This is a genomic window from Microbacterium sp. NPDC080220 (genome assembly GCF_040686395.1).
Lineage (GTDB): Bacteria > Actinomycetota > Actinomycetes > Actinomycetales > Microbacteriaceae > Microbacterium > Microbacterium gawkjiense.
Window position 1 is genome coordinate 503,743 of the sequence record NZ_JBFBOP010000001.1, and the last position, 22,891, is coordinate 526,633.

Consider the following 22,891-nt stretch of genomic DNA (forward strand, 5'->3'; position numbering starts at 1 on the left):
TGCCGGGGTCCTGTGGGTGGTGGCCGCGCCCGGTATCGGGCTACCGGCGGCCGTCGGTGATCGGTTCCCGCAGGTCGCGAGCGCGGCCGGAGAGGTCCGCGATCGTCTCGGGCGAGAGGGGCTCGGTGGGTCCGCCGACCGCGGCGAGTGCAGCGGTGCGGGCGACGCCTTCGAGCACCTGCGCGACACGGGCCGCCTCGCGGGCGGAGCCGGCCGCGCAGAAGGCGCCGAGACCTGCGACGAGGACGACGGAGGCGCCGTCGCCGCGGAGGGCCTCGACGAGAGCCGCCGGGTCGACGCGCGGCCCGGCGAGGACAGGCACCGTGCCGCCGAACTCGCGGGCGGACTGGGCGGTGACGCAGGGGATCTCCTGCCCGCGTGCCGCCCAGGCGGCCGCGTGGCCGGTCTCGAGGTGGACGAGGGCCATCGTGTCCGGGAGCTCGCGGAGCACCGTCGCGTAGAGCGCGACGTCGGCGGGGCGCGCGCCGCCCTCGCCGGGCGTCCCGGCGACGGGGGTGCCGGTGAGGGTGAGGACCATCATCCGCTCGGGCGCGAGGTCGTCGTCCGCGTCCGCGGGTCGGGTGACGAAGAGGTCCGCGTCGGGGACGCGCTCGCACAGCGTGGCCGAGACCAGGCCACGGCGGGACAGGTCGACCAGGAGGGATGCCACTCGCTCGCGGATGCGTGCGACGGCCACCTCGGTCCTCACCCCGCTCACGTAGCGCTCGTCCTTCGACGCCATTGCCGACTCCCTTGTCCTGCGCGGTCCGATTCACTCGGCCGGGTGACGGCCATGTGACCGTTCACATCGGAGACTATGCACCCAAGGCCGCGGTGATGTCAAACACGACGCGCCGAAGGGGTCAGAGTCGGGCGACCGCCGCCGTCGACGACCGGACGACGAGCTCCGGCGTGAGCATGGGAAGCGCTGCGGACCCCGCCTCGTCGAGCAGGATCTCGACGCACCGGCGGCCGAGTTCGGCGAAGTCCTGACGCACCGTCGTGAGCGGCGGCCAGAAGTGGCCCGCCTCGGGGATGTCGTCGAACCCGACGATGCTGATGTCGCGCGGACAGTCCAGGCCCTCGTCGCGCACGGCGTGCAGGAGCCCCAGCGCCATCTGGTCGTTGGAGGAGAAGATCGCCGTGAAGTCGCGGTATCGCAGCAACTCGCGCCCGGCGTAATAGCCGAAGTCGGCGGTCCAGTCCCCCAGGATCGGCGCGGTCGTGGCGATGTCCCACGCGCTGATCTCCTCGAGGAAGCCCGTCATGCGGGCCTCCGCCTCCATCCAGTCCTGCGGCCCCGCGAGGTGGTAGATCGAGCGATGGCCCAGTTCGATCAGGTGGCGTGTGGCCAATCGGGCGCCCGCGACCTGGTCGACGGCGACGGAGTGGCCCGCGTCGGGATCGGTGGACTGCAGCGTCACGAACGGCACGTCGACGGCGTGGGCGGCGATGGCCCGGATGACGCGCACCTGGGGCGCGATCACGACGAGACCCTCGACGGACTGGGCCATGAGGTGCGAGATGCCGTCGGGGATGGACTGGGGGTCGCCGGGGTCGATGTTCGCCGTCGACACCCAGTAGCCCCGCGCCTGCGCGGCCGCTTCGATCGCGGCGATGGAGGAGGCCGGGCCGTACTGCGTCGCCGACGCCGCGAGCACGCCGATGGTCCGCGACCGGCTCGTCACCAGCGCACGGGCCGCGCGGTTCGGGCTGTACGAGAGGTCCCGCATCGCCGCCAGAACCCGGTCCCGCGTCTCCGGCCGGATGCTGGGGTGGTCGTTCAGGACGCGGGACACCGTCTGGTGCGAGACCTCCGCGAGGCGCGCGACATCGCGGATACTCGGTCTCCGACCGGCGGCATCGTCGCTCATCGGGCCCCTCGCTGAATGTTCACGGTCACATCGATTCGACGCCATTATGCACGTCCCGACCTCCAGGGCACCCTACTCCCCTGTCGTGACGGGGCCTCGCGTGTGACAAGACGGCCTGTCACATCGCGCCCGCCGCCGCCTAAGCTGACCGCATGTCCGACCTCTCGCGCCACCTGCCCCTCAGCAACCGGGAGCGCACGGACGAGTCCGCGGTGACGGGCGACTGGAGAGTGGCGCTCGCCGACGTCGTCGCGCTCGCAGCGGGCCTCGCGCGATCTCAGGACGACGCCGACCGTTTCCTCGCCGAGGCCGGTCTGGGATCCTCCGCGGGGACACCGCTCACCGAGGTGGTGGCGGAGATCCGCGGCGGTCGGCGCCGCCGCATCCGCTCCCTCGTCGACGCGACACGCGCCCTGCTCGTCCTCGCGGGCGATCGCCCGGTCGCGCTCCCGCCCACCCTGAGCGGGGCCGTGGCGCTGTATGCCGTCACACGCATGCCCTTCGAGCGGCGCGCCGCCGTCGCCGGGTCGACCTTCTCCGCGGACGACGCCGGGTGGGCGCTCGGGCGCGGTCCGGTGCGGACGGCGACGGCCCGCGACATCCTCGACTTCGTCCTCGGCCTCAGCGACACGGTTCCCGGAACACCTCGCGGCCCCAAGCTGTAAGACTGGGGGGATGCCGGATTCCTCCACTCCTCGCGTCGCGGTCTACCTCGATTTCGACAACATCGTCATGAGTTGGTACGACCGGGTGCACGGTCGCAACAGCTACTCGCGGGACCGGCAGCGGATCACGGCGGATCCCGACGAGAAGGAGATCGCCGACCGTCTCGCGGCGGCGATGATCGACGTCGGCGCGATCATGGACTACGCCGCCTCGTTCGGCACCCTCGTGCTCACCCGCGCCTACGCGGACTGGTCGTCGCCGGTGAACTCGCTCTACCGGCAGCAGCTCGTCGCCCGGGCGGTCGACCTCGTGCAGCTGTTCCCGGCGGCGGCGTACGCGAAGAACGGTGCCGACATCCGCCTCGCCGTCGACACCGTCGAGGACCTCTTCCGCCTCGAGGACCTCACCCACGTCGTCATCGTCGCCGGCGACAGCGACTACGTGCCGCTCGCGCAGCGGTGCAAGCGCCTCGGCCGCTATGTCGTCGCCGTCGGGGTCGCCGGCTCCACGGCCAAGTCGCTCGCCGCCGCGTGCGACCAGTTCGACGCGTACGACGCGCTCCCGGGTGTGACCCTCGCCCACCCCGAACCCGCACCCGAGGCCGCTCCCAGCGCTGGTCGGCGCCGACGCAAGACGGTCGACCCCGTCGAACAGCTCCTCTCCCGCGCACTGCGGCTCGAGCACGAGCGCACCGACGAGGAGTGGGTCCACCTCTCGGCCGTCAAGAACCTGCTCAAGCGCATGGACCCCTCCTTCAGCGAGAAGGCGCTCGGCCACCGCTCCTTCTCGGACTTCGTCAAGGACCACCCGAAGGTCGCCGAGCTCGACGAGACCACCAACATCGTCCGCGTCCGCCTCATCGACGCCGCCTGACCCGCCCGGGGCCGGTCGCGCGCCCCGCGCGGTAGGGTGTCCCCGTGGCTCGCCGGTCAACACCGCCCGGCTCGCAGTCCTCGGTGTGAGCCTGTTCGGTGGTCGCGGACGGCTGATCCACGCGGCGATCGGCGCGCTCGTCATCGCGATCATCATCAACGGGCTCGGCCTTCTGCAGATGGATGCCGGCTTCAACCTGCTGGTCACGGGCGGCGTCCTGATCCTCGCCGCCACCGTCGACGCGCTGTCGCGTCTGCGGACCGGGGGCGTCCGCACCTGACGCCTCCCCTGTACGAAGGAGGCCCCCGTCCGCGCGGACGGGGGCCTCTCTCGTCTCAGTCGCGCGCGGACCCCTCATCCCGCGTCGACCACAGCGCCCAGGCGACGAGGACGGGCTGGAACAGCAGCCGCGCCCAGCGCGCCTTGTCGCTGTCGAGGCGGAAGCCGTCGCGCTTCCCCAGGGCCTGGCCGATGTTGCCGGGGAAGATCGCGACGAAGAACGCGGCGAGGATCGCCCCGACGCGGCGCCGCTCCTTCGGGAGCGCGACGAGAGCGGCGCCCAGCATCATCTCGACGGCGCCGGAGGCGACGACGACACCGTCCTTGTCGATCGGCAGCACCTCGGTGACGAGGTCCGGCACCTGCGCCTGGAACTCCTTCCGGGCCCAGAACAGGTGGCTGAGGCCGGCGAACACCATGGCGCCGGCGAGTACCCAGCGTGCGAGAGTCTTCATCGTCCGATTATCCCCCGGGTGAGGGATGCCGCGGCCCGGCGATACGCTCGACGGGTGACCTCCGCCGCGCCGTTCCCGTTCGCGCGGCTGTCCCGCCTCCCGGATCTCGAGGCTCCGGGGCTCGTCGCCGCCGATGCCGCCGACCGGCTGATCCTCGACCAGTCCGCCGACGCGCGCGCCGCTGCGGCCGCCGGGGAGATCGCGGTCATCGGCGACGCCTACGGCGCCCTGGCCCTCGGTGCGGCATGGGACGGGGGCCCCGGCATCCGCGTCCATCAGGACGCCCTCGCGGGCGAACGCGCACTCGCCCGCAACGCCGCGGCGCTGGGCCTCGCCGGGCGGGTTTCGTCGCGCCCGTTGAGCGCGGAGCTCGTCTCGGGGGCGCGGGTCGTGCTGCTGCGCCTGCCGCGGTCCCTCGATGCGCTGGACGACATCGCCGCGCTCATCGCCGCCCACGCCCACCCGGACGTCGTCGTCTGGGCGGGCGGACGCCTGAAGCACATGAGCCTCGCGATGAACGAGGTCCTCGCCCGGTCCTTCGACCGGCTCGACGTGACGCCGGCGCGCCAGAAGTCGCGCGTGCTCGTCGCCCGCGGGCCGCACGACGGCCACGATCCCGTGCCGGCGGAAGGCGACGCCGACGGCCTCGCCCTCCGCGCGTTCGGCGGCGCGTTCGCGGGCGCGCGGCTCGACATCGGCACGCGGCTGCTGCTCGCGCACCTGCCGCAGGACCCGGCCGGCGGCAGCGCCTCCGACCCGCTCATCGACTTCGCGTGCGGCACGGGCGCCGTCGCCGCGCACCTCGCCCTCGCTCACCCCGGGCGGCACGTCTACGCGTCCGATCAGTCCGCCGCCGCGGTGGCCTCGGCGCGCGCGACGGCCGCGGCGAACGGCGTGGACGACCGCGTCGAGGTGGCGCGCGACGACCTGCTGCAGGCACGGGCGGATGCCTCGGCATCCTTCATCGCGCTGAACCCGCCCTTCCACAGCGGGGCCGCCGTGACCGACCGCCTCGCACCGCGGATGTTCGCCGACGCGGCGCGCGTCCTGCGGCCCGGCGGCGAGCTTTGGTGCGTCTGGAACTCCGGACTGCGCTACCGCAGCGCGCTCGAGCGGATCGTCGGTCCCACGCGGCAGGCGGCGCGCGACGCGAAGTTCACCGTGACGGTCTCGACGCGGCGCTGACCCCCGGGATCACCGTCCGCCCGGCGGCCCGACGATGAGCAGCACGACGTAGAGCGCGACGACGGCGACGACGATCAGCGCCACGAGGACGCCGGCGTGGCGCAAGAACCACCGCAGCAGCCGGTCGATCGGCCGCCGGTCACGCGGGTCGGCGGTCTCCTCGAGCCGCCAGTGCCCGTCGAGGCGTCCCGTCCGGCGCAGCCACATCTCCATCGGCAGGGTGGCGTAGGGGACGATCGCCGATCCCACCGCGAGCAGCGCCACGCCGAGGTGCCACCGGTTGTTGAGGGCGACGAGGATGGCCGTCGCCCCGTAGGAGAGGAAGACGAACCCGTGGATGCCGCCACCGATCGTGACGGCGACGGCCGGACCGCCGACCGCGCGGATGATGAGGCCGGCGATCAGGAGGGTCCAGGAGAACAGCTCGGCGATGGCGAGCACGCGATACAGGGAGGCAGGGGTGCGGAACACGCCTTCAGCCTAGCTGAAGGATGCTGCGACACCTGTGCGCGCGCTGTGACGGCTCCGCACGGTGACCACTCACCGGCGTGTCGACCAGAGCGCCCACGCGACCAGGAGCGGCTGCAGGAACAGGCGAGCGAACCTCTTGGCGTCGGAGTCGAGCCCCGGCACGTCGCGTCCGGTGCGCCAATGGTGCACGTTGCCGGGGAAGACCGCGACGAACAGAGCGGCGACCGCGACGCCCACGCGCCGGCGCTCGCGCGGGAGCACGAGGAGCGCAACGCCGAGCAGCGCCTCGACGACACCCGACACGACGACGATGGTGTCCTTGTCGGTGCGCAGCAGCCGAGTCGCCCAGTCCGGCACCGCGATGCGGAACCCGCGGCGGAGGACGGTGAGGTGACCGACGCCGGCGGCGACGAGGAGAGCGGCCAGCGCCGAGCGCGCCGCCGTGCGGAGCGGGTCCCGCGGTGCCGCGCGCGTCATTCGACGACGCCGGCGCGGATGCCGTCGAGCGACTCCGCGACCCTCGGATGCGCCTGTGCCAGCGCGCGGTCGAGGGCGGCGAGCCGTTCCTGCGCGTCCTGCAGGACCTTCGCGCCGCGGGGCGTCACGCTCAGGTCGCTGGCCGCGCCGGCCTGGGCTGTCGCGTCCGCCACGAGGCCGTCGTCGACGAGGGCGTGCACGGCCGCGTGCGCGGACTGGACGGTGATGCGGGAGCGGCGTGCGAGCTCCGAGAAGGAGATGCCGGGCTCGGCGCCGATGTGCCCGAGCAGACCGAACTTGCGGGTCGAGATGCCGAGGTCGCGCAGCTCCGCGGCGAGCTGCGCCTCCCACGAGGCGGAGACGGCGAGCAACGCGATCACCGGGCTGAAACGCGGAGCGTCCTCGGTCGGGGTATCTGCCACGCGAGCAGTCTATGAGTCATGGGAGCGGCCGTCCGTGATTGGCGTGGCCGGGAGCGGTCCCGGCTGCCAATACAATCAGCGCTATGATGCGCGCGAATGCCCATCCGACCGCAGCCCTGGCCGCTGCGGCGATGGCGTTCGCCTTGGTGACTCCCGGAGTCCCGGTGGCGCCGGCATCCGCCGCGGCGCCGACCCCGAATCACCACCGGACGCACCTCAGCGTCTCGGCGACCCTGGCCGAGCTGGCCTCCCTCGATCGCGCCGGCGTGAGGGCGCTGCTGGACCGCACGCCCGGGCTCATCGCGACGCTGCTCACGCAGACCTCCGCTGCCGACGCCGCGATCTGGTGGGCCGAAATGGATGCCGCGCGCCGCGACGACCTCATCCGCACGGTGCCCGTGCTCGTCGGCTCGCTCGACGGCATCGACGCCACCGACCGTGTCCGCGCCAACCGGTACGCGGCGCGGGCGCGCCTGGCGCGGGTCGACGAGCGGTTGCAGCAGGTGAGTCGCCGGGGCGCGGAGGAAGACGCGGCACTGCTCGGCGACCTGTTGCTCGAGCGCCGGTACCTCACGAAGGTCGTCGCCGGTCAGGTGCGCCTCTACCTCTACTCCCCCGAACGCGGCGCGATGATCGAGATGGCGGGCGATCCGTCGACCGCTGCGGGCATCCTGCTCGTCGTCCCGGGGACGAACGCGTCGGTGCGCAGCTTCATGGTGGACGACCCGGTCACCTCGTTCGCCGACTGGCAGGTCGCCAACGCCGACCCCGGCGCCCCCGTCGTGGCCTTCACGGTGCTCGCCGCCCCCATGCCGCAGATCTCCCTGAATCTCGCGTCGGGCCCGCAGAACAACACGATCGCCACGGCCGCGGGTGCGGACTACGCTCGCATCGTGAAGGGAATCGAGGTCGCTCTCCCCGGGCTCCCGACGCTCAGCTACGAGCACAGCGCCGGGTCGCAGGTCGGCAGTTCGGCCGAGATGCACGGTGCCCGTTTCGACGTGCGGTTCCTCGCCGGCGGCGTGGGGGCCACCGACGGCTACCGCCCGGTCAGCGGAACGGCCTACTACGCGGCGCAGGCCGCGGAGGACGTCAACCGGTACTACGCGGGCTTCCAGGTGGGCGACATCGGCTACGGCGTCGGCCCCGAGGACATTCCCGGGGTCATCGTGCTGGACCCCGGGTACGCCGAGGAGCAGGCGACGGGCTCGGTCGGCGCGATGCTCATGCAGGGACTCGATCTGCACAACCGACTGTTCAGCGGCGACGGTCGCACGAACGGAACCGTCCTCAAGGACGTGCGCCTGCTCCTGGCCTCGCTGGCCCGCGGAAGCAGCGGCTGATGCGCGCCCGGTCCGGCGCAGCGACGATGCTGCTCGTGACCTGCCTCATCGGTCTCACCGCCTGCTCCGCGGGAGCGGGGCCGTCGTACGCGGACGTGCGCGCCCAGGCCGAGGACGCGGTCGCCGAGATCGTCGCCGCTCTCCCCGACGGCGCCGAGTTCGTCCCCGACGGCGGGGCGAGCGCGCAGTCGTGCGATTCGGAGGTCAGCCCGGGCGGCCCGTCGACGGGCGAGTTCGCGACGATCCACGGCGCCGTCGCGCTGCCGGAGGGAACGGATGCCGCCGCGACCGTCACGGAGCTCCCCGTCGCCCTCGGCGACGGCTGGGCGCTCGAACCGGCCGGCGTCGACCTCGACATCGCGACCGTGCGGCTCAGTCGCGCCGAGACGAACGTGTCGGTCGACGTCACGGAGTCGACGGTGCAGGGGCGCCCCGGACTCGACCTGCTCGCCCTGTCGGAGTGCGGCCGCGGGGGCTGACGCCGCTCAGGCCGGCGGCGGCGCCGTGGACCGCCCCGGTCCGCTCGCGGATGCAACGGATCCGACGCGACACGCCGCGCACACGCCTGGTCTGTCGGCATGTCGCCGCGGATCCATTGCATCCCTGAACAGCCCGGCGCCGACGACGGCGGAACCCGGCGTCCGCTCGCGGGCCTCGCGTGCGGTCCCCTCGTGTACCGCTTGACGCGTTGGTGCGCAACCCCGATACGACTTGCTCGACCTGCTCGCACAGTGGCGCTCCCAGGACAGGAGTCCTCGAGCAAGGGAGCAACTATGTCAGTCGGATATGGACCCACGGGTACCGGTGGCGCCGACGCCGGGTCGGGGAAGACCGAGACCGTGAAGGATGAGGCATCCGCCGTCACCGGCACCGCGACCGACGCGGCGAAGGATGTCGCGCACACCGCCAAGGATGAGGCGGCGTCCGTGGCGGGCGAGGCGAAGTCGCAACTGAAGGACCTCTACGCGCAGAGCCGCACCGAGTTCTCGGAGCAGGCGGCGCAGCAGCAGGAGCGAGTCGCGAGCGGGCTGAAGGCCGCGGGCGAGGAGCTCGGGTCGATGGCCCGCAACGCGGAGGGCGGCGGCATCGCCACCGACCTCGTGCAGCAGGTCTCCGACCGCCTCACCGGCGCGGCTGCGTGGTTGGGCGAACGTGACCCCGCCGCCCTCCTCGACGAGGTGAAGCGGTTCGCGCGGCGCCGCCCCCTCGTCTTCATCGCCGGCGCGGCCGTCGTGGGGATCGTCGCCGGGCGACTCGTCCGGGCGATGGCGTCGCACGACGACAGCGGTCCGTCGACCTCGCGCACCGCGCTTGCGCCCGCCCCGGCAGCGGCGGCGGTCCCGGCATCCGCGCCCGCCACACCCGTCGACGGACGGGACCCGGCCTACATCGACCCGATCGCGGCCGACACGACCGGTGAACTGCCGCCGTCGGACACGCCGCTCTACGACGAGTCGGCCGGCTTCCGCGGCGGCGCAGACGAAAGGGTCACGGATGAGCGACGCGACACCTTCTGAGCGCAAGGCCGCGTCGACCTCGCTCGGCGACCTGCTCGGCGAGGTGACACGCGATCTGTCGACGCTGATGCGGCAGGAGATCGCGCTCGCGAAGGCGGAGTTGAAGCAGTCGGCCACGACCTCCGCCAAGGGCGCCGGGCTTCTCGGCGGTGCCGGGTACGCGGCCTCCATGGTCGTCCTCTTCCTGTCCCTCGCCTTGTGGGCCGCCCTCGCGACCCTCGTCGGGTGGGGCTGGTCGGGCGTGATCGTGGCGGTCCTGTGGGCGATCATCGCGGCGATCCTGTACACGGTCGGCCGCAAGCAACTGAAAGAGGTGCAGGGCGCGCCGCAGACCGTCGAGACCCTGCAGGAGATCCCAGAGACATTCAAGAGAAACGAGGAGAACCGATGAGCGATTCACCTGACGCGATCCGCGCCGACATCGAGCGCACCCGCGCCGAACTCGGCACCGACGTCGACGCACTGGCCGACAAGGTCAACCCGTCGAAGATCGTCGACCGCCAGACGAGCAAGATCAAGGGCGCGGTCGGCTCCGTCCGCGACCGGATCATGGGCGCCGCCGACGACGCCGGCTCGTCCGCGCACGACCTCGCCGGGTCCGCGCACGGCGTCGCCCACGACGTGAAGGCCAAGGCGGAGGGCAACCCGCTCGCCGTCGGCCTGATCGCCTTCGGCGCGGGGCTTCTCGCCGCATCCCTCATCCCCGCCTCGGCGAAGGAGAAGGAGCTCGCCGAGACGGCGAAGGAGCAGGCGCAGCCGCTCGTCGACGAGCTCGGGGAGGTGGCGAAGGATGCCGCCAGCCACCTGAAGGAGCCGGCTCAGGATGCCGCGACCGCCGTCAAGGAGCGTGCCCAGGAGGCCGTGCAGACGGTGAAGGACGAGGGTTCCGACGCCGCCGGGACCGTCACCGACCGCGCCCAGGAGGCGCGCACCAACATCAGCGAGCACTGATTCCGAGAGGAGACATCATGAGCGATCCCATCGCGGACAAGCCGAGTCAGGCCGAGGGCGACATCGGCGACGACGACATCACGAAGGACGAGCAGGAGTCCGACGAACAGGACGACTGACCGCACGGGCCACCGCGCAGCGAACGACGAAGGCCCCCGGCATCCGCTCATGCGAGCAGTGCCGGGGGCCTTCGTCAGTGACTCAGAAGTCCCAGTCGTCGTCCTCGGTCGCGACGGCCTTGCCGATGACGTACGACGAGCCCGACCCGCTGAAGAAGTCGTGGTTATTAGCTGACACCCGCCACACTGTAGCCGACCGCGGGATTATGCGGGAGAAGCGTTGGCGAGCGATGGCGAGCGCGGGCAAAAGTGTGGGCAGAATGTGGGCAGAACGTGGGCACTAGCTCGCCCGCCGGCGACGACGCCAGCGGGCATCAGCACGGTCCTGCAGCCGACGCAGCCGGTGGACCAGCATCGGGTCGAGCTGCTCCGCTTCCGGCTCGTCGATGACGCGGCCGAGCAGCTGGTAGTACCGTGCCGCGCTGATGCCCAGCTCGGACTCGATCGCCTGCTGCTTGTGCCCCGGGTGGCCGGGGTGGCGGGCTTCGAAGTCGAGGAGGGTGGCGGTGGACAGCATCCCTCGATCCTGCCGAGGGGGTCCGACATCAGCGGATGCTGGGCAGCCCATCCCCCGCGGTCGGACGCTCCACCCACGGGACGTCCTGGAACCAGCCACACCCGCCGCACTCGTAGCCGCCGTCGACGTCGCGCATGACAGTCCCGCAGGCGGGGCAGTTCGGCTGGGATGCTGAGTTGAATCCGTCGTCGGTCATGCCGAAAACCCTAAGCCGTAGGGTGAGACATCGAGCGGAGTTATCCACAGGCTCGGGTGTCGAGTGTCTTAGCGCGAGCTTATGCTCGGCACCGTGCTGTTCGCCTTCATCGATGAGTCCTACACCCAGGACCGCTACTACGTTGCCGCGCTCGTCATCGACGTCGACGACATCGGGAAGCTCGGCGCCGCAGTCCACGCCACCGCGCAGTACGCAGTCGGCTTCGGCGTACCCCTCGGGACCGAGCTGCACGGGCATCGGATCATGAGCGGAACCGACGGGTGGGAAGCCCTACACCGCAAGACACGAGCGAAGGGCATGATCTACGGCCACGCGGTGGACGGCATCGGCCAGCTCCCGGCCAGGCTTTACGTCCAAGGCGTCGACGTTGCACGTCTGAACGCCCGCTACTCCTACCCTGATCCGCCGCATCTCGTATGCCTTCGGCATGTCCTCGAAGACGTGAACACCCTCGCCGCCGCGCGCAACGAGGAAGTCATCGTCATCTGCGACCAGGTCACCGACCAGGAGGCCCACGAACGCCGCTTCGGTCAGTACCAGAAGATCGGCACACCGGGTTTCCGCCCCAGCAAGCTCGCGCGCATCGAGCAGCTCATGTTCGCTGACTCGTCAGCCTCGCCTGGCCTCCAAGCGGTCGACCTCGCCGTGTACCTCTACCGTCGTCGAGACGCGAATGCCGCGGTTGATCCTCGTGCGAAGAAGCTTGCCGACGACCTCTGGTGGAAGCTGCGTCCGATCGTGGCGAAGGCGCGGCGCTGGGACCCCTGAGAAGCACGAAAGCCCCACTGCGCGTGGGGCCTCCGGCGGACAACGCTCCGGTAACCGGCTCGTCGTGCTTGGAATGTACCACCTACGGCTGACAACGGTCACCATTGAGAGGCCACAGGTGCCAACAGGTGCCAACGAGTCCGCACAGATGCGAACGGATGCCGCGTCTCGACCACAGCTAGGCATCTCGAGCGGCGCGATGTCCGCGTATCCTGGCATCCTCGGCCGGAGGAAGGATCCCGGCCACCCGTGACGAAGAACCGCCGCTACGAGGCGCACTACGACACCCTCAACGACGCTCGCATCATGGAGTCGGCGAACGTCCGCGCCGCGACGACGCTCCCGCAGCAGGCGTTCGGTCCGCAGCCGTTCGAGTGGACGAACCGCGGCGAGCCGGTGTGGGCCTGGATCTCCTGGGCGGAGGGGCCGGCGACGCGGATCCCCGCGACGGCGACCGGATGGAATGACCGGGTCGTGTGCGTCGAGTGGGAAGCGCGCGGCGGCCGGCGATCCGTGATCGTCTGGCGAAACGCGGTCAGTCGGCGATCTTGAGTGCGACGGCAACGACCGTCGCGCATGCGCTGATCGAGGCGACCAAGGGGATCAACGCAACGGCCGCGTCGAGATACGGCCGAACTCTAGGCGCCAGGTCTTTCGCTTCCGATAGGACTTTCAAGGCGGTCAGCACGACGGTGATGAGGGCAGCGACGACGGCGACAGTCCCGTAAGTATCAGGCGTCGAAATCCACCGGATCGCGAAGAGTCCACCGAAGAAGAACAGGACGATCGTCAGTCCCACGGCGACCCAAGACGATCGCACCTGCTTTGCCTTCTTCTTCTCAAGGGCCGCGACGCGGGCCTCGAGATCTTGCTGACTGCCCGGCACAGGGTGAGTGCCTGGGACTGGAGGCGTAGACATGCTGCCACCATAGCGCCGCATCAGCAGATCGCCGTTCGTAGGCTGGTGATCATGTTCATCGGCACGATCCACCCCGACGAGACCCGCACCGCCGAGCTCACCGGCAACTCGCTCGAGGAGATCCATGCCGCGGCGATCGCGCAGCTCCCCGACGGTTTCGAGCTTGTTGCCGCGCCCGTGCAGATGATCAAGGGCAGTACCGCGCTCACCGCGACCGCGACGTACCGGCGCGTCGACGGGATCCGTGAGGTCGAAGCCGACGACCGTGGCGCGCTGTTCGCGAAGGTACCGGTCGGCTGGAAGATGCTCGAGGTGCGCGAGGTCTGAACGCTCGCTGTCGTCGCGCGCCGCTATCGTGACGGCGTGGACGAGATCTGGGCGTGGGCAGCGGACGACGGGCTACGCCTGCTCGGGGACATCATCATCCCGGTGGCAGCAATCCTGATCCCGACGATCATTGCGGTTAGGGTCGCCCGGCGGGAGCGCGAGCGGGCGGAGAGTGCTGCGGTCGAGGAGCGCGCGGCTCGAGCGGCAGACGAGCAGCGCGCTCGGGCCCTTGCCGCTGGAGGAAACGTCATCAGCGTCCTGGCGAGCTTCGTATCGATGAACCCCCGCACGATCGACATGCATGGGCACCTCGCTGCGCTTCGCGGTTCCATCGCTGTGTACCGCGCATGGATACCCATTGACGACATCTCGGGCGATTGGCTTGCACTCAAGCACACGCAAGGCATGAAGCTCTGGGGTGCAGCGATGACGGCCCCGGACGTGACTATCGTCAACGATCAGCCGCTGTTCCCGGTCGCTCTCAGCGCGGCTCAGCAATGGGCGCAGGACACCATCGAGACGTTCTCCGGATGGTTGCGGGGCGACACATCAGAAGCGCAGCTCAGCGAGGAAGGTGCCGACCTGTTGCACCTTGCCCGACCGAGACCAAGCCAGTGGGCTGGTGCGGAAACGACGGAAGCCCCCGGCCAGCATCCGTAGATGCCAGCCGGGGGCTGTGATGGTGTCGGCAGTAAACCGGGCTACACGTGCGATTGCCGGTAACACGGTGCCCATATGATCGAGCGCATGGGGAAACGACGCCGCCATCGAAATCAAGACGCCTGGTGGCGTCAGCAGTACGGTGGGATGCCCGTCTGGGGGCTCGGCCTCGCCGTCGTCGCGCTGGCGATTTCCGCCGCGATCGCAGTTCCGGCCGCTCTCACACCGCCGCAACGGAGCGAGGCTGCACCGCGCCCCCTCCCATCGATGTACGTGCCGGCGAAGAAGCCGGTCGCGGTGTTCATCGGTGATTCCTACACGGCGGGTGACGGACTAGCAGACAAGGTCAGCGAGCGGTGGACACATCTCCTGTCCACGGAGAAAGGCTGGTTCGAGAAGAACTACGGGATTGGCGGCACAGGTTACGCGACCGTAGGTCCCATAGACGGTGCGGACACCTACCTCGACCGCCTCTCACGCATCGCAGAAGATCCAGACATTGTTTTCGTCTCGGGTGGGCGCAACGACGACGAGGGCGCGTACGAACCCTCAGTGGCGGAGTTCTTTACAGCACTCGACGCCGCGTTCCCCGATGCCAAGATCGTCGCGATCGAACCGTTCTACGACAGCGGCCCGTACCCGGAGAGGCTCACCCGACTCGGCGAGCTGGTCCGGGGTGAAGTGACGAAGATCGGCGGAACCTACGTCGAGGGCGTGGGTGGTGCACTGACGGGGCACCCCGAGTGGATTCTTGACGATGGCGTGCACCCGGACGCTGAGGGGCACAGGCGGCTCGCGGAAAGTGTCGCGGCCGCCGTGCCCCCGCTCTAAATCTGCATCCGATACGGTCAGGCGGCCCCGAGTGAAGTGAGGTCGGCGACGGTGATCTCGGAGAACTTCGCTACTGACCCTTCACCGGCCAGCGTGAATCGGAGGCGGTACGTGTCGCCGAAGCCAGGCGGCACGGTGAACTCGGCATAGAAGCGACGGTTCGACACAGAGTTGTTGAGCACTTTCCCGCTCGGACTTGCTGTGTGATACCCCATTGCCCAGAGCGTGCCGTTTGTCGTACCAGTGTTGGAGTCGAGGCGCATGAAGAACGTTCCGCCACCCGCGAGAGCGAGATCGAACGCGAGCCCGAGCCGGTACTTGTGTCCTGCGACGAGAGCGTACGTTCCGAACCTTCCGCTGATGTCGGTGTCCCCCCGATTAGCGACATACCCGTAGCCGCCTTTGGCAGCAGCGAAAGCCGCGGGGAGGAATGACCCGGTACCGACCGACGTTAGGTTCTGGAAATCGGTCCCGACGGTCGGAGAACTCAGGGCCAGTGGTTTGGTCTGTAGGTAGTTCGTCGCGGGGGTGTTGAACGGCACCAGAGGTGAAACAGCGGTGTCGAACAGTGTTGAGAGCGTCGCGGCGATGGTCTCGCCGAGGACCTTCGCGCCAGCCTCGGACAGGTGCACGCCGTCGCCGTTATCCCAACCGGTGACATAACCGCCCGTAGTTGCATCCACCAGCGCCGCGTGAGCGTCCGCGATGGGCACGCCATAGCTCGCTGCCCACGCTTGTAGAGCAGCGTTGAGAGTCTGCGGGGTGGAGGGTGCAGAGTTGCGCGGCGGTGTGGTCACGGCGACCGTGTGCAGACCAGCAGCGCGTAGCGCTTCGTGAATCCGAGGGATGTCGTTCATCGCCGTACTCGCGCCGTTGGTCCCGGCAAGGACGACGACCGTATCGCCAGGGGTGGCCCGCGCGATGACGTTGGGAACGTGGGTCGCGAGGATCTGGGCCGGGGTGTAGCCCGCTGTTGCGGCAACGCCCGCGAGGGTCCACTTCCCCTCAGACGCAAGGGTTGCCCAGGTGGTCCACGCGTTATTGTTCTGCCAGAGCCCACCCTGGAGTCTCGCCGCGTTCACCTCTGAGCCATACGGCGCGCTCGACCACGCGACGCCCTGATCGGTGATCGAGTCGCCCATTGCCCAGACACGACGGGTGCGCGCTGCTCGGGTGAACGTCGCTGGAATGTACGTAGACGCTTCGACGCCCTGGTCAATCGTGTCCGTTAGTGCAGCTCGGGTGGCAGATCCCGAGGCTTTGATACGCCCCGCGATCGTCGCGTCCTGCATAGCGACTGCGCTCGATGCTGCAGCCTCAGCGTCCTCCCGCGCCTGCAGCACTTCGCCGTACCATCCCGGGATGGCATAGCCCGATCCCGCGACCGGCGCCATGTCATCGAGGTCCTTGAGGTCGTACGTGCCCGACGCCGGGACACGCTTCACGAGCGGGATCGACTTGAACTGGCCGTTGTTGATCTCGAACTCGAAGACGTGTGCGAAGCCCGCGGGCACCGGGTCGACGACGACGCTGAAGCTGCCGTCCTCCTCGATGGGGGTCGGGTTGCCCACGACAGGCAGCATCAGCACGCCGGCCGCGGTCGTCACCATGTCGGCCACCCGGACCCGGACGTACGACTTACCCGTTGTGAGCTGCGAAGGCGCGCGGCCCGGGCCGATCTCCACCTTCCCCGTGATGGTCGTCATGATCAGCCCTCCGGGGTGGTGAAGCCATCGCTCTCCGCGGCCTCGTCGAGGCCGGCCTCGACGTACTCGCCGGGGATGCCGCGGGACAGGATGGACAGGGCGGATGCCGCGCCGGCGAGCAGCGGCGTGACGAGCGCGACGCCGACTGTGATCGCGAGCGGGATCGGCTGCACCTCGCCGGTTGTGAGGCCGATGATGACGGTCGTCGAGATGCCGCCCGCGAGCGAAGTCGAGTACGCCTGCGCGGTCGTGCGGATGAAGCCTCGCTTTGCGGCGAGCTTGGTGCTGTCGGGGACGATGCTGGTGCTCATGGTGGGCTCCTTTAGCCGGTGGTGATGGTGTCTTCGAGATCCCCTAGCCCGAGCTCGGCGCGGGCTTCGCGCTGGAGGACGGAGTCGGGGAGGTTGGGGTCGCCGAGGATGTCGACGACGGTGAGGCGTTCGCCGCGCGCGAGCTTCTCGGCGGCGAGGCGTGCGCGGGACTCGAGGGCGCCGATGCGGAGGGTCTTCTTCCGGTCAATGTCCTCGAGTGCGCGGATGCGTTCCTGCTTCGTGGTGCCGTCGTTCTTGAGGTCGCGGATCGTCTCGCGGAGTTCCTTGCGTTCCTCGCGCGCCTCGGTGAGTAGCGTCCCGAAGAGCTCGTTCGCGATCTTCGTGGCCTCGTTGTCATCCGAGGGCGTGCGGTCCTTCCTCGCCTCGCGGTTCTCCTTGGCGACGCTTCGAGCGAAGATCCCTGTCACGACGGCGGCGATCACGACGACGATCGCGCCGAGCGCCTGGAGGAGCGTCGCGACATCGCCGCCGGTCACGCGATTCCCCCGATCGCCTTCGCAGCGCGCACTTCCTTCCGTCGCCGGCGGCGCACGGACACGAGCCGGGCGACGAGCATCGCGCCGGTGAAGTACACGAATACCGTCAGCGCGACCCGCTGGTCACCCTCGGGGCCGAACGACAGGACGGCCTGCGTGAGGAAGTAGAGCGCGATGCCGAGGAGCATCCCCGCGATGCCGAGCAGCTCGATCGCGAGACCGCGGAGTGTGCGTCGCAGGGTGCTCCGCAGCTCGGATGGGCTCTCGTCCGGATGCCGCGCGGCCATCACGAGACCGACGATCGAGACGACCGCGCCGAGCAACGTGGACGACGTCATGACCCAGATCAGGACTGCGCCCAGAGAGTCGCTGACCCGCTGTGGCGTGATGATGAAGAAGACGATCGCCCAGAGGGCCGCGGCGGCCTTCGCGTGGAGCTGCGCCCAGTCGACGCCGTTCATCCGCTTGAAGGCGGAGACGACGGCGGTGATCCCCCCTGCCGCCCTCATCCGAGGAACCGCGAATCCACCCAGCCCGTGCGGACGCCGACACGCACCCGCCACCAGCGCGCGTTGTCCTTCGACCCGAGCACCGAGAGGACCGTGACCTTCGTGCCCTTCCTGAGCCCGGTGACGATCGCGCCCTTCTCGGACGGGGTCTTCCGGAGGTTGAGGCCCTTGTCGGCCGCGACGGTCTTGTTCCGGACGACGATGTAGTCGCCGCGGATGTAGCCGGTCTTCGTGCCCCACTTGACGGGGTGCCAGCCGTTGACGGCGGCGCCGTTCTTGACGACGGTGCCGTCGGGCACGACGCCGAGGATCTTCGCCTTCGTGCTCGGCTCGGCTCGGAGGTTCACGGCGGTGGTCGTGACCTGCTCGCCGTAGTAGGTGATCTTGACCGGCTTCGGCTTGCTGACGCCGGCGGGCTTCGGGGTGGGCTTCGGCTTGTCGACGGCGGCGAGGGCCTCCCGGATGAACGGGAGCGGGTTGTACTCGGGGCGGTTGCGCCAGGCGCCGTCGACGTAGTCGGAGATGCCCATGTGATCGTGCGGGCCGGACCACGCGGTGCCCGGGTTTTCGTCGGCCGCGGCGTTCCGGCACAACTTCTGACCGGCGGCGACCTTCTGCCCGATCTTCACGACGGGCGCGGCGTTGTGCGCGTGCCATTCGTACCGGCCGCGCCGGCGTCCGGTGTCGACGACGATCACGAGCTCGATCAGGTCGTTGGGGCGACCGATGTAGACGACCTTGCCAGCCGACAGCGAGTGCACATCGGTGACGACGGAGAACCGCCCAGACGGGTCGAGCTTCCGGATGTCCTGCGCGCGGTGATACCCCTTCATCGTGTAGACCTTGGGGTCGCGGTAGCCGTACTTCCGGCCCATGCGGGCGGGGGCGTAGGACGCCTTGATGTTGGCGAGCGACATTCTGGTTCCTCCTCGGGAACGACGAGAGCCCTCGAGCGGGTTGCTCGAGGGCTCTCGTGGGGGTTGTCAGGTGGTGGGTGCTTCTTCGGGGTCTTGCCACGCCTCCCAGTGGAGGACGTCGGCAGGGTCGATGGGGCGGCCGTCGACGGTGCGCCAGCCGAAGCTGGGAGCGCCGAGGACGTGGCACGGCTCGGTCGGGTTCTGGGTGAGCCACACGGCGATGTCGGCCATACCGTCGGGCATGGCCGGGTCGCCGCGGCGGATGAGCTCGACGCTCCAACCCTGCGCCGTGTCGAGCGCGCCGAGGGGGGAACCGTCGTAGGCTCCCCCCTCGATCGCGGTGACCGTGTACTCCGTCGTCACGACGTCGTCGCCGGCGCTCTTGCGCGCCTGCACCCGGTCGCCGACAGCGATGGTGAACTCCATGAGCTGCTCCTACTGGTAGGTGATCTTGAGCTGCGGACGCACCGAGCTGCCGGCGGCGTTGGAGGACGGGTAGCCGTCGAGGATCACGTAGTCGCTCTTCCCGACGTTCACGTTCGGACCGCCGAACTGGAAGCCTCGGATCGAGCCCGACGCGACCGCCGCCCACAGGGACTTCGGCACGGGGATCCAATACGTCTGCCCGCGCTTCACCCGCTTGGTGAACTGGTTCGCGAGGTTCGGGCTCCCACCCGATGGCGGCTCCGTGTTCCCGTGGGTGCCGATCCGGAGTGTCGCCTCGGTGAGCCCCGTGTGCCGGACTCGGACCTTCAGCCACATGCCCTTGATCGTCTTGCCGGAGATCCCGAGCGCAGGGAAGCCGACTCGTCCTGCGCGCCCGTCGCCGATCGACGAGCCGCCGCCCTGCAGCATCCGGCCGTCGTCGTAGAGGTTCCCGCTGCCGGGCCGGATCGATCCGGACGGTCCCCACAGGACCGACCAGGTGGCGTTCCAGACCTTCGTGACGGTCTTCGGCGCGACGGGTGCGGTTGACCCGCTGCTGCTGCCCGACGAGGCGACGTACGCCCGCGTGCTGTAGTCCTCCAGCGCCTCGTCGACGCGGGCCCACGCCTCGATCGGCATGAGGTCCACCGTCTCGATGCGCGGAGGGTTCTGCGGGTAGTCGCCCGGGAAGAATGCGAACGCCCGCGAGGACGGGTTGTTAAGCGAGACGAGCACGTTGTAGGTGTCGTCGGTCGGGACCACGAACTCGCGGAACGCGATGTACGGGTAGGTGAAGTCCAGGCCCGCCTCAGCGCCCGAATTCAGGATGCGGGCGTGCGACCACCCTCCGCCCGCGGTCTGCGGGTTCGCGATCGACTGAGTGTTGGTCGACCAGTGCACCTGCATCGAGAGCTGCTCGCCGGATCCTGGCTCCATCCACTCCGAGACGATGTTCCCGTAGAACTCGAACCGGTACACCCGGCCGGCGCGAAGGTCGACCTGGAACGAAGCGAGCCCGGCACGCTCGTGCGTCACGTTCGGGTAGCCGCTCGCCCCGATGTCACCGACGGCGACGACACCTCGAGCGAGACGGTCGAACATCGCGACGTCGGAGAGGTCGACACCGTTGGTCTGCGAGTCGGCGAAGGTACCGATCAGCGGGGCGCCCTGGAAGATCGCATCCACCGAGACGTCGAGATTCTGGAACGCGGCGTCACCGTTCTCGTCGATGACCGCAACCGCGACGGCCTGGCCCTCGTCGTTGCGCTGGCTGATCGTGAGGACGTTCGCGCTCGAGGTGGTGAGCGACACCACCGGGGTGTCGTCCTCGTCGAACAGGACCATGCCGGCGCCGGTCAGCTCCATCCGCTGCCCGGTCTCCCCCACGCCGACGGCGAGGTGCATCGCACGGATCGCGCCGGCCATGATGTGGTTCGTCGAGACGCTGCCGAACTCCATGTCCGGGCCGTCGATTCCGACGACCTCGACCTCGACGACGTCGGACGGTGCCGACAGGACGCCCTTGGTGTTGATCGCGCGGAGTCGGACGTGCACGAGGTTGCCGAGCACGGCGCCGACACGGAATGCCGGGAAGGTGATCGCGCCGCGCTCGAACGCCTGGCCCACCTGGACCCACGTCGACACGTTCGCGCGCTTCGCCTCAGCGATGACGCCGGCGAAGCCCTCGCCGGGCGCTCCGGTGGTGAGCGTGCGGCCCCACCCGACGGTGATTGTCGCGAGCATCGACGTCACGGACGGCGGAGTCGGAGGGGCGAGCACGCCGGCGGGCGGCGTGGTCGTCGACGGGATCGGGCGGCCGATGGACGTCGGCCCGGATCCGAGGGACAGGGATGCCGTGCGCGAGGCGAGCTTCGCGGCGAGGGTGCGGAAGATCTCGCCGAAGGTGAGCCGCACCGTGACGGCGTCGCCCCTGGTGACCTGGATACCGACGAGCCGGTAGACGCCGTCGTGGACGTCGAAGTCGTCACCGACTTGGAAGTCGATGAACGGGCGGGCAGGGAGGTTAGCGGCGTCGTAGTTCACCGTGATCTGCCGGCGGACTTTCGCGGCCGCCTTGATCAGCGGGTCGGCCATGCGGAGCGCGATCTGCGGCGTCGTCGCGCCGGCGACGGTGACGACCGCTTCGCGTGGGCCGGCGCCGAGCTCGGGCTTGTAGACGATCTGCGTGTCGACCTCGGTGTCGGTGACGACGTAGAACTTCGATGCGGTCTCCGTGGTGTCCTCGTCGACGAGGATGTCCTTCGCCGGCGGGTCGATGCGAATGGTGCGCTTGACGCCCGTGCCCGTCTTACGAAGCACGAGCTTGGTCCCCTCGGACCACCAGGTGCAGAACGCGGCCGCGGTGAGCGCGTCGAGGATCGCCTTTCCCGAGGCGAACTGGCCGGCCTTGTGGTCGGCCTTGTCGGCGGTCGGCCAAGCGGCGCCGGCGCTGTCGACCGCGGCGGTGAAGTCGCGGGTGATCCCGGTGCCCGGGGTGCGGGACAGGAAGTCCGCGAGGACCCCGCCGGCGGAGGTGTTCAGCCACTCGACCTCGCCGTCGCCGAACTCGGTCGGGTCGAGCTTGTGCGCGCCGAGACGGTCGGCGACGTACTGCACGCCGGAGAGGTCCTTGATCGCGGCGAGGTCCTTCTGGTTCCCCGCGCGACGGTGGAAGGTGAACAGGTCGTTGCGGGGCTTCACCCACCCGTTCGGCCCGCGCACCTCGATGCCGGCGTAGAACGGCGTCGGCAACGCGCCGGCGATCACCTCCGGAACCGTGAGGGTGAGCACGGACGCTTCGTCCGCGACGTCGGTGAAGGTGATCTGTGCGCCCTGAATGACCCGGCCCCGGGTCGTCGGTGTGGTGTACCGGCGGACCCGGACCGAGAAGTCAGACAAGGTGCGCTCCCCTCCCCCTCAGCTCGACCTTCGCGCCGGCGGCGCGGGCGGTCGACGCGACCCTGAGCCGTGCCATCGATTCGAGCGGCGTCGGCCGCCACGGGTAGATCCCGAACTTGTCGCCAGGCCCGTCGTCCTCCACCGCTCCCGAGACCTCAGTGCCACCGGTCCAGGTGTCCGTCGTCGTGACGAACGCCCGGCCGGTGGCGCACTCGTACCGGAAGTACGAGCCCGAGGTCAGCGCCGGCGGGTAGTCGACGTACGCCGTGCTGGAGATGAGGCGCAGGCCGGTTGTCCCACGGACCCGGATCACGGCATCCGTGACGAGCCCGGTCATCCGCCACGTGTCGGCGACGACCGAGTCGCTGGTCAGGTCCGTCGTGAGCGTCGTCTCCACGGCGTCACGCCAGAACACACCCGGGAGGCGCACGGCAGCGGTGACGTCGATGATGGCGTCAGCGTTGCCGTGCCCCTCGTAGGAGGTCGTCAGCAGCTCGTACTCGGCCTGCTTCTCCGGACGGTCCGTGATGGACAGCACGCTCCCGGCGCTCAGCAGCGCCAGGACGTCCTCATACGCCGACCGAGGGGTCTGGACCACGAGCATCAGCGTCGGCGCGTCCAGCGCCTCCAGCGTCTTCTCCACGCCCGCCACGACACCGGGGAGACCCGGCACCCGCAGCGACGTGCGCTGCACCGTCAGATCCGATAGCGGCTTCGACGGGCCACGGAATTTCCAGCCCATGCCGGGGTTCTGCA

Annotated in this window: 31 protein-coding genes; 14 read left to right on the forward strand and 17 right to left on the reverse strand. The window is 69.8% G+C overall.

The window, feature by feature from the left end:
• Positions 1 to 40: 40 nt before the first annotated feature.
• Both AB0P29_RS02640 and AB0P29_RS02645 read right to left on the reverse strand, forming a co-directional pair.
• The gene (locus AB0P29_RS02640; RefSeq protein ID WP_363378226.1) at positions 41 to 742 is read right to left on the reverse strand and encodes a class II aldolase/adducin family protein; all 702 of its coding nucleotides are present in this window, start codon (positions 740 to 742) and stop codon (positions 41 to 43) included.
• A gap of 121 nt (positions 743 to 863) precedes the next feature.
• Positions 864 to 1,874, reverse strand: coding sequence for a LacI family DNA-binding transcriptional regulator (locus AB0P29_RS02645; protein WP_217530499.1), 1,011 nt, complete (start codon positions 1,872 to 1,874; stop codon positions 864 to 866).
• Between the two features lie 152 nt (positions 1,875 to 2,026).
• On the opposite strand from AB0P29_RS02645, the gene AB0P29_RS02650 reads away from it, so the two are divergent.
• From AB0P29_RS02650 to AB0P29_RS02660, 3 genes are all read left to right on the forward strand, one after another.
• Positions 2,027 to 2,539: a hypothetical protein gene (locus AB0P29_RS02650; protein WP_253035887.1), complete on the forward strand. Its 513-nt coding sequence runs from the start codon at positions 2,027 to 2,029 to the stop codon at positions 2,537 to 2,539.
• Between the two features lie 10 nt (positions 2,540 to 2,549).
• Positions 2,550 to 3,413 (forward strand): NYN domain-containing protein, encoded by an 864-nt coding sequence (locus AB0P29_RS02655; RefSeq protein WP_253035888.1) that lies wholly within the window; start codon positions 2,550 to 2,552, stop codon positions 3,411 to 3,413.
• 85 nt (positions 3,414 to 3,498) lie between these two features.
• A complete protein-coding gene (locus AB0P29_RS02660) occupies positions 3,499 to 3,693 on the forward strand; it encodes a hypothetical protein (protein ID WP_363378229.1) in 195 nt (64 codons plus the stop codon).
• 55 nt (positions 3,694 to 3,748) lie between these two features.
• On the opposite strand, the gene AB0P29_RS02665 is transcribed toward AB0P29_RS02660, so the two are convergent.
• Entirely contained in the window at positions 3,749 to 4,147 is a 399-nt protein-coding gene (locus AB0P29_RS02665; RefSeq protein ID WP_363378231.1) for a hypothetical protein, read from the reverse strand.
• 54 nt (positions 4,148 to 4,201) lie between these two features.
• Between AB0P29_RS02665 and AB0P29_RS02670 the strand changes: the two genes are divergently transcribed.
• Positions 4,202 to 5,332, forward strand: a complete 1,131-nt coding sequence (locus AB0P29_RS02670; protein WP_363378233.1) for a methyltransferase — start codon at positions 4,202 to 4,204, stop codon at positions 5,330 to 5,332.
• 9 nt (positions 5,333 to 5,341) lie between these two features.
• Here AB0P29_RS02670 and AB0P29_RS02675 read toward each other — a convergent pair whose 3' ends face one another.
• From AB0P29_RS02675 to AB0P29_RS02685, 3 genes are all read right to left on the reverse strand, one after another.
• Positions 5,342 to 5,803: a DUF3817 domain-containing protein gene (locus tag AB0P29_RS02675; RefSeq protein WP_359917126.1), complete on the reverse strand. Its 462-nt coding sequence runs from the start codon at positions 5,801 to 5,803 to the stop codon at positions 5,342 to 5,344.
• A gap of 69 nt (positions 5,804 to 5,872) precedes the next feature.
• Entirely contained in the window at positions 5,873 to 6,280 is a 408-nt protein-coding gene (locus AB0P29_RS02680) for a hypothetical protein (protein WP_253034054.1), read from the reverse strand.
• Positions 6,277 to 6,702: a MarR family transcriptional regulator gene (locus AB0P29_RS02685; protein ID WP_082886071.1), complete on the reverse strand. Its 426-nt coding sequence runs from the start codon at positions 6,700 to 6,702 to the stop codon at positions 6,277 to 6,279. Before AB0P29_RS02685 ends, AB0P29_RS02680 begins: the two co-directional genes overlap by 4 nt.
• Positions 6,703 to 6,785: 83 nt before the next feature.
• Here AB0P29_RS02685 and AB0P29_RS02690 point away from each other — a divergent pair, with 83 nt between their 5' ends.
• From AB0P29_RS02690 to AB0P29_RS02710, 5 genes are all read left to right on the forward strand, one after another.
• The gene (locus tag AB0P29_RS02690) at positions 6,786 to 8,045 is read left to right on the forward strand and encodes a hypothetical protein (RefSeq protein ID WP_363378235.1); all 1,260 of its coding nucleotides are present in this window, start codon (positions 6,786 to 6,788) and stop codon (positions 8,043 to 8,045) included.
• Positions 8,045 to 8,524: a hypothetical protein gene (locus tag AB0P29_RS02695; protein ID WP_363378237.1), complete on the forward strand. Its 480-nt coding sequence runs from the start codon at positions 8,045 to 8,047 to the stop codon at positions 8,522 to 8,524. Before AB0P29_RS02690 ends, AB0P29_RS02695 begins: the two co-directional genes overlap by 1 nt.
• 294 nt (positions 8,525 to 8,818) lie before the next feature.
• A complete protein-coding gene (locus AB0P29_RS02700; RefSeq protein ID WP_363378239.1) occupies positions 8,819 to 9,562 on the forward strand; it encodes a hypothetical protein in 744 nt (247 codons plus the stop codon).
• Complete coding sequence (locus AB0P29_RS02705) at positions 9,540 to 9,953, forward strand: phage holin family protein (protein WP_363378241.1); 414 nt, start codon at positions 9,540 to 9,542, stop codon at positions 9,951 to 9,953. Before AB0P29_RS02700 ends, AB0P29_RS02705 begins: the two co-directional genes overlap by 23 nt.
• A complete protein-coding gene (locus AB0P29_RS02710) occupies positions 9,950 to 10,513 on the forward strand; it encodes a DUF3618 domain-containing protein (RefSeq protein ID WP_363378243.1) in 564 nt (187 codons plus the stop codon). The genes AB0P29_RS02705 and AB0P29_RS02710 overlap by 4 nt, the downstream gene beginning before the upstream one ends.
• 399 nt (positions 10,514 to 10,912) lie before the next feature.
• Here AB0P29_RS02710 and AB0P29_RS02715 read toward each other — a convergent pair whose 3' ends face one another.
• Together AB0P29_RS02715 and AB0P29_RS02720 are read right to left on the reverse strand one after the other, a co-directional pair.
• The gene (locus AB0P29_RS02715) at positions 10,913 to 11,149 is read right to left on the reverse strand and encodes a DUF3263 domain-containing protein (RefSeq protein ID WP_363378245.1); all 237 of its coding nucleotides are present in this window, start codon (positions 11,147 to 11,149) and stop codon (positions 10,913 to 10,915) included.
• A gap of 28 nt (positions 11,150 to 11,177) precedes the next feature.
• On the reverse strand, positions 11,178 to 11,345 hold the full coding sequence (locus AB0P29_RS02720; protein ID WP_363378247.1) for a hypothetical protein: 168 nt from the start codon (positions 11,343 to 11,345) through the stop codon (positions 11,178 to 11,180).
• A gap of 81 nt (positions 11,346 to 11,426) precedes the next feature.
• Here AB0P29_RS02720 and AB0P29_RS02725 point away from each other — a divergent pair, with 81 nt between their 5' ends.
• Together AB0P29_RS02725 and AB0P29_RS02730 are read left to right on the forward strand one after the other, a co-directional pair.
• Complete coding sequence (locus AB0P29_RS02725) at positions 11,427 to 12,134, forward strand: DUF3800 domain-containing protein (protein WP_363378248.1); 708 nt, start codon at positions 11,427 to 11,429, stop codon at positions 12,132 to 12,134.
• Between the two features lie 249 nt (positions 12,135 to 12,383).
• Positions 12,384 to 12,686 carry a hypothetical protein gene (locus AB0P29_RS02730; RefSeq protein WP_363378250.1) on the forward strand — a complete coding sequence of 101 codons (303 nt, stop codon included), beginning with the start codon at positions 12,384 to 12,386 and terminating at the stop codon, positions 12,684 to 12,686.
• Here the strand turns inward: AB0P29_RS02730 and AB0P29_RS02735 are convergent.
• A complete protein-coding gene (locus AB0P29_RS02735; RefSeq protein ID WP_363378252.1) occupies positions 12,670 to 13,125 on the reverse strand; it encodes a hypothetical protein in 456 nt (151 codons plus the stop codon). The two genes, AB0P29_RS02730 and AB0P29_RS02735, sit on opposite strands and share 17 nt — an antisense overlap.
• Here AB0P29_RS02735 and AB0P29_RS02740 point away from each other — a divergent pair.
• The 3 genes from AB0P29_RS02740 (at position 13,105) to AB0P29_RS02750 (ending at position 14,871) form a co-directional block, all read left to right on the forward strand.
• Positions 13,105 to 13,380: a hypothetical protein gene (locus AB0P29_RS02740; protein WP_363378254.1), complete on the forward strand. Its 276-nt coding sequence runs from the start codon at positions 13,105 to 13,107 to the stop codon at positions 13,378 to 13,380. The genes AB0P29_RS02735 and AB0P29_RS02740 overlap by 21 nt on opposite strands.
• Positions 13,381 to 13,416: 36 nt before the next feature.
• The gene (locus tag AB0P29_RS02745) at positions 13,417 to 14,040 is read left to right on the forward strand and encodes a hypothetical protein (protein WP_363378256.1); all 624 of its coding nucleotides are present in this window, start codon (positions 13,417 to 13,419) and stop codon (positions 14,038 to 14,040) included.
• Positions 14,041 to 14,115: 75 nt separating this feature from the next.
• On the forward strand, positions 14,116 to 14,871 hold the full coding sequence (locus AB0P29_RS02750) for an SGNH/GDSL hydrolase family protein (protein ID WP_363378258.1): 756 nt from the start codon (positions 14,116 to 14,118) through the stop codon (positions 14,869 to 14,871).
• Positions 14,872 to 14,888: 17 nt separating this feature from the next.
• Here the strand turns inward: AB0P29_RS02750 and AB0P29_RS02755 are convergent, their stop codons facing one another.
• The 8 genes from AB0P29_RS02755 to AB0P29_RS02790 form a co-directional block, all read right to left on the reverse strand.
• Positions 14,889 to 16,577, reverse strand: coding sequence for an SGNH/GDSL hydrolase family protein (locus AB0P29_RS02755; protein ID WP_363378260.1), 1,689 nt, complete (start codon positions 16,575 to 16,577; stop codon positions 14,889 to 14,891).
• Positions 16,578 to 16,579: 2 nt separating this feature from the next.
• Positions 16,580 to 16,888, reverse strand: a complete 309-nt coding sequence (locus AB0P29_RS02760; protein WP_363378261.1) for a hypothetical protein — start codon at positions 16,886 to 16,888, stop codon at positions 16,580 to 16,582.
• Positions 16,889 to 16,899: 11 nt separating this feature from the next.
• Entirely contained in the window at positions 16,900 to 17,385 is a 486-nt protein-coding gene (locus AB0P29_RS02765; RefSeq protein WP_363378263.1) for a hypothetical protein, read from the reverse strand.
• Positions 17,382 to 17,894 carry a hypothetical protein gene (locus AB0P29_RS02770; protein WP_363378265.1) on the reverse strand — a complete coding sequence of 171 codons (513 nt, stop codon included), beginning with the start codon at positions 17,892 to 17,894 and terminating at the stop codon, positions 17,382 to 17,384. Before AB0P29_RS02770 ends, AB0P29_RS02765 begins: the two co-directional genes overlap by 4 nt.
• Complete coding sequence (locus AB0P29_RS02775) at positions 17,891 to 18,811, reverse strand: SH3 domain-containing protein (RefSeq protein WP_363378267.1); 921 nt, start codon at positions 18,809 to 18,811, stop codon at positions 17,891 to 17,893. Before AB0P29_RS02775 ends, AB0P29_RS02770 begins: the two co-directional genes overlap by 4 nt.
• A 66-nt stretch (positions 18,812 to 18,877) precedes the next feature.
• Positions 18,878 to 19,237, reverse strand: coding sequence for a hypothetical protein (locus AB0P29_RS02780; protein ID WP_363378269.1), 360 nt, complete (start codon positions 19,235 to 19,237; stop codon positions 18,878 to 18,880).
• 9 nt (positions 19,238 to 19,246) lie between these two features.
• Positions 19,247 to 22,135: a hypothetical protein gene (locus AB0P29_RS02785; RefSeq protein WP_363378271.1), complete on the reverse strand. Its 2,889-nt coding sequence runs from the start codon at positions 22,133 to 22,135 to the stop codon at positions 19,247 to 19,249.
• Positions 22,128 to 22,829, reverse strand: coding sequence for a hypothetical protein (locus AB0P29_RS02790; protein ID WP_363378273.1), 702 nt, complete (start codon positions 22,827 to 22,829; stop codon positions 22,128 to 22,130). The genes AB0P29_RS02785 and AB0P29_RS02790 overlap by 8 nt, the downstream gene beginning before the upstream one ends.
• Between the last annotated feature and the right edge of the window lie 62 nt (positions 22,830 to 22,891).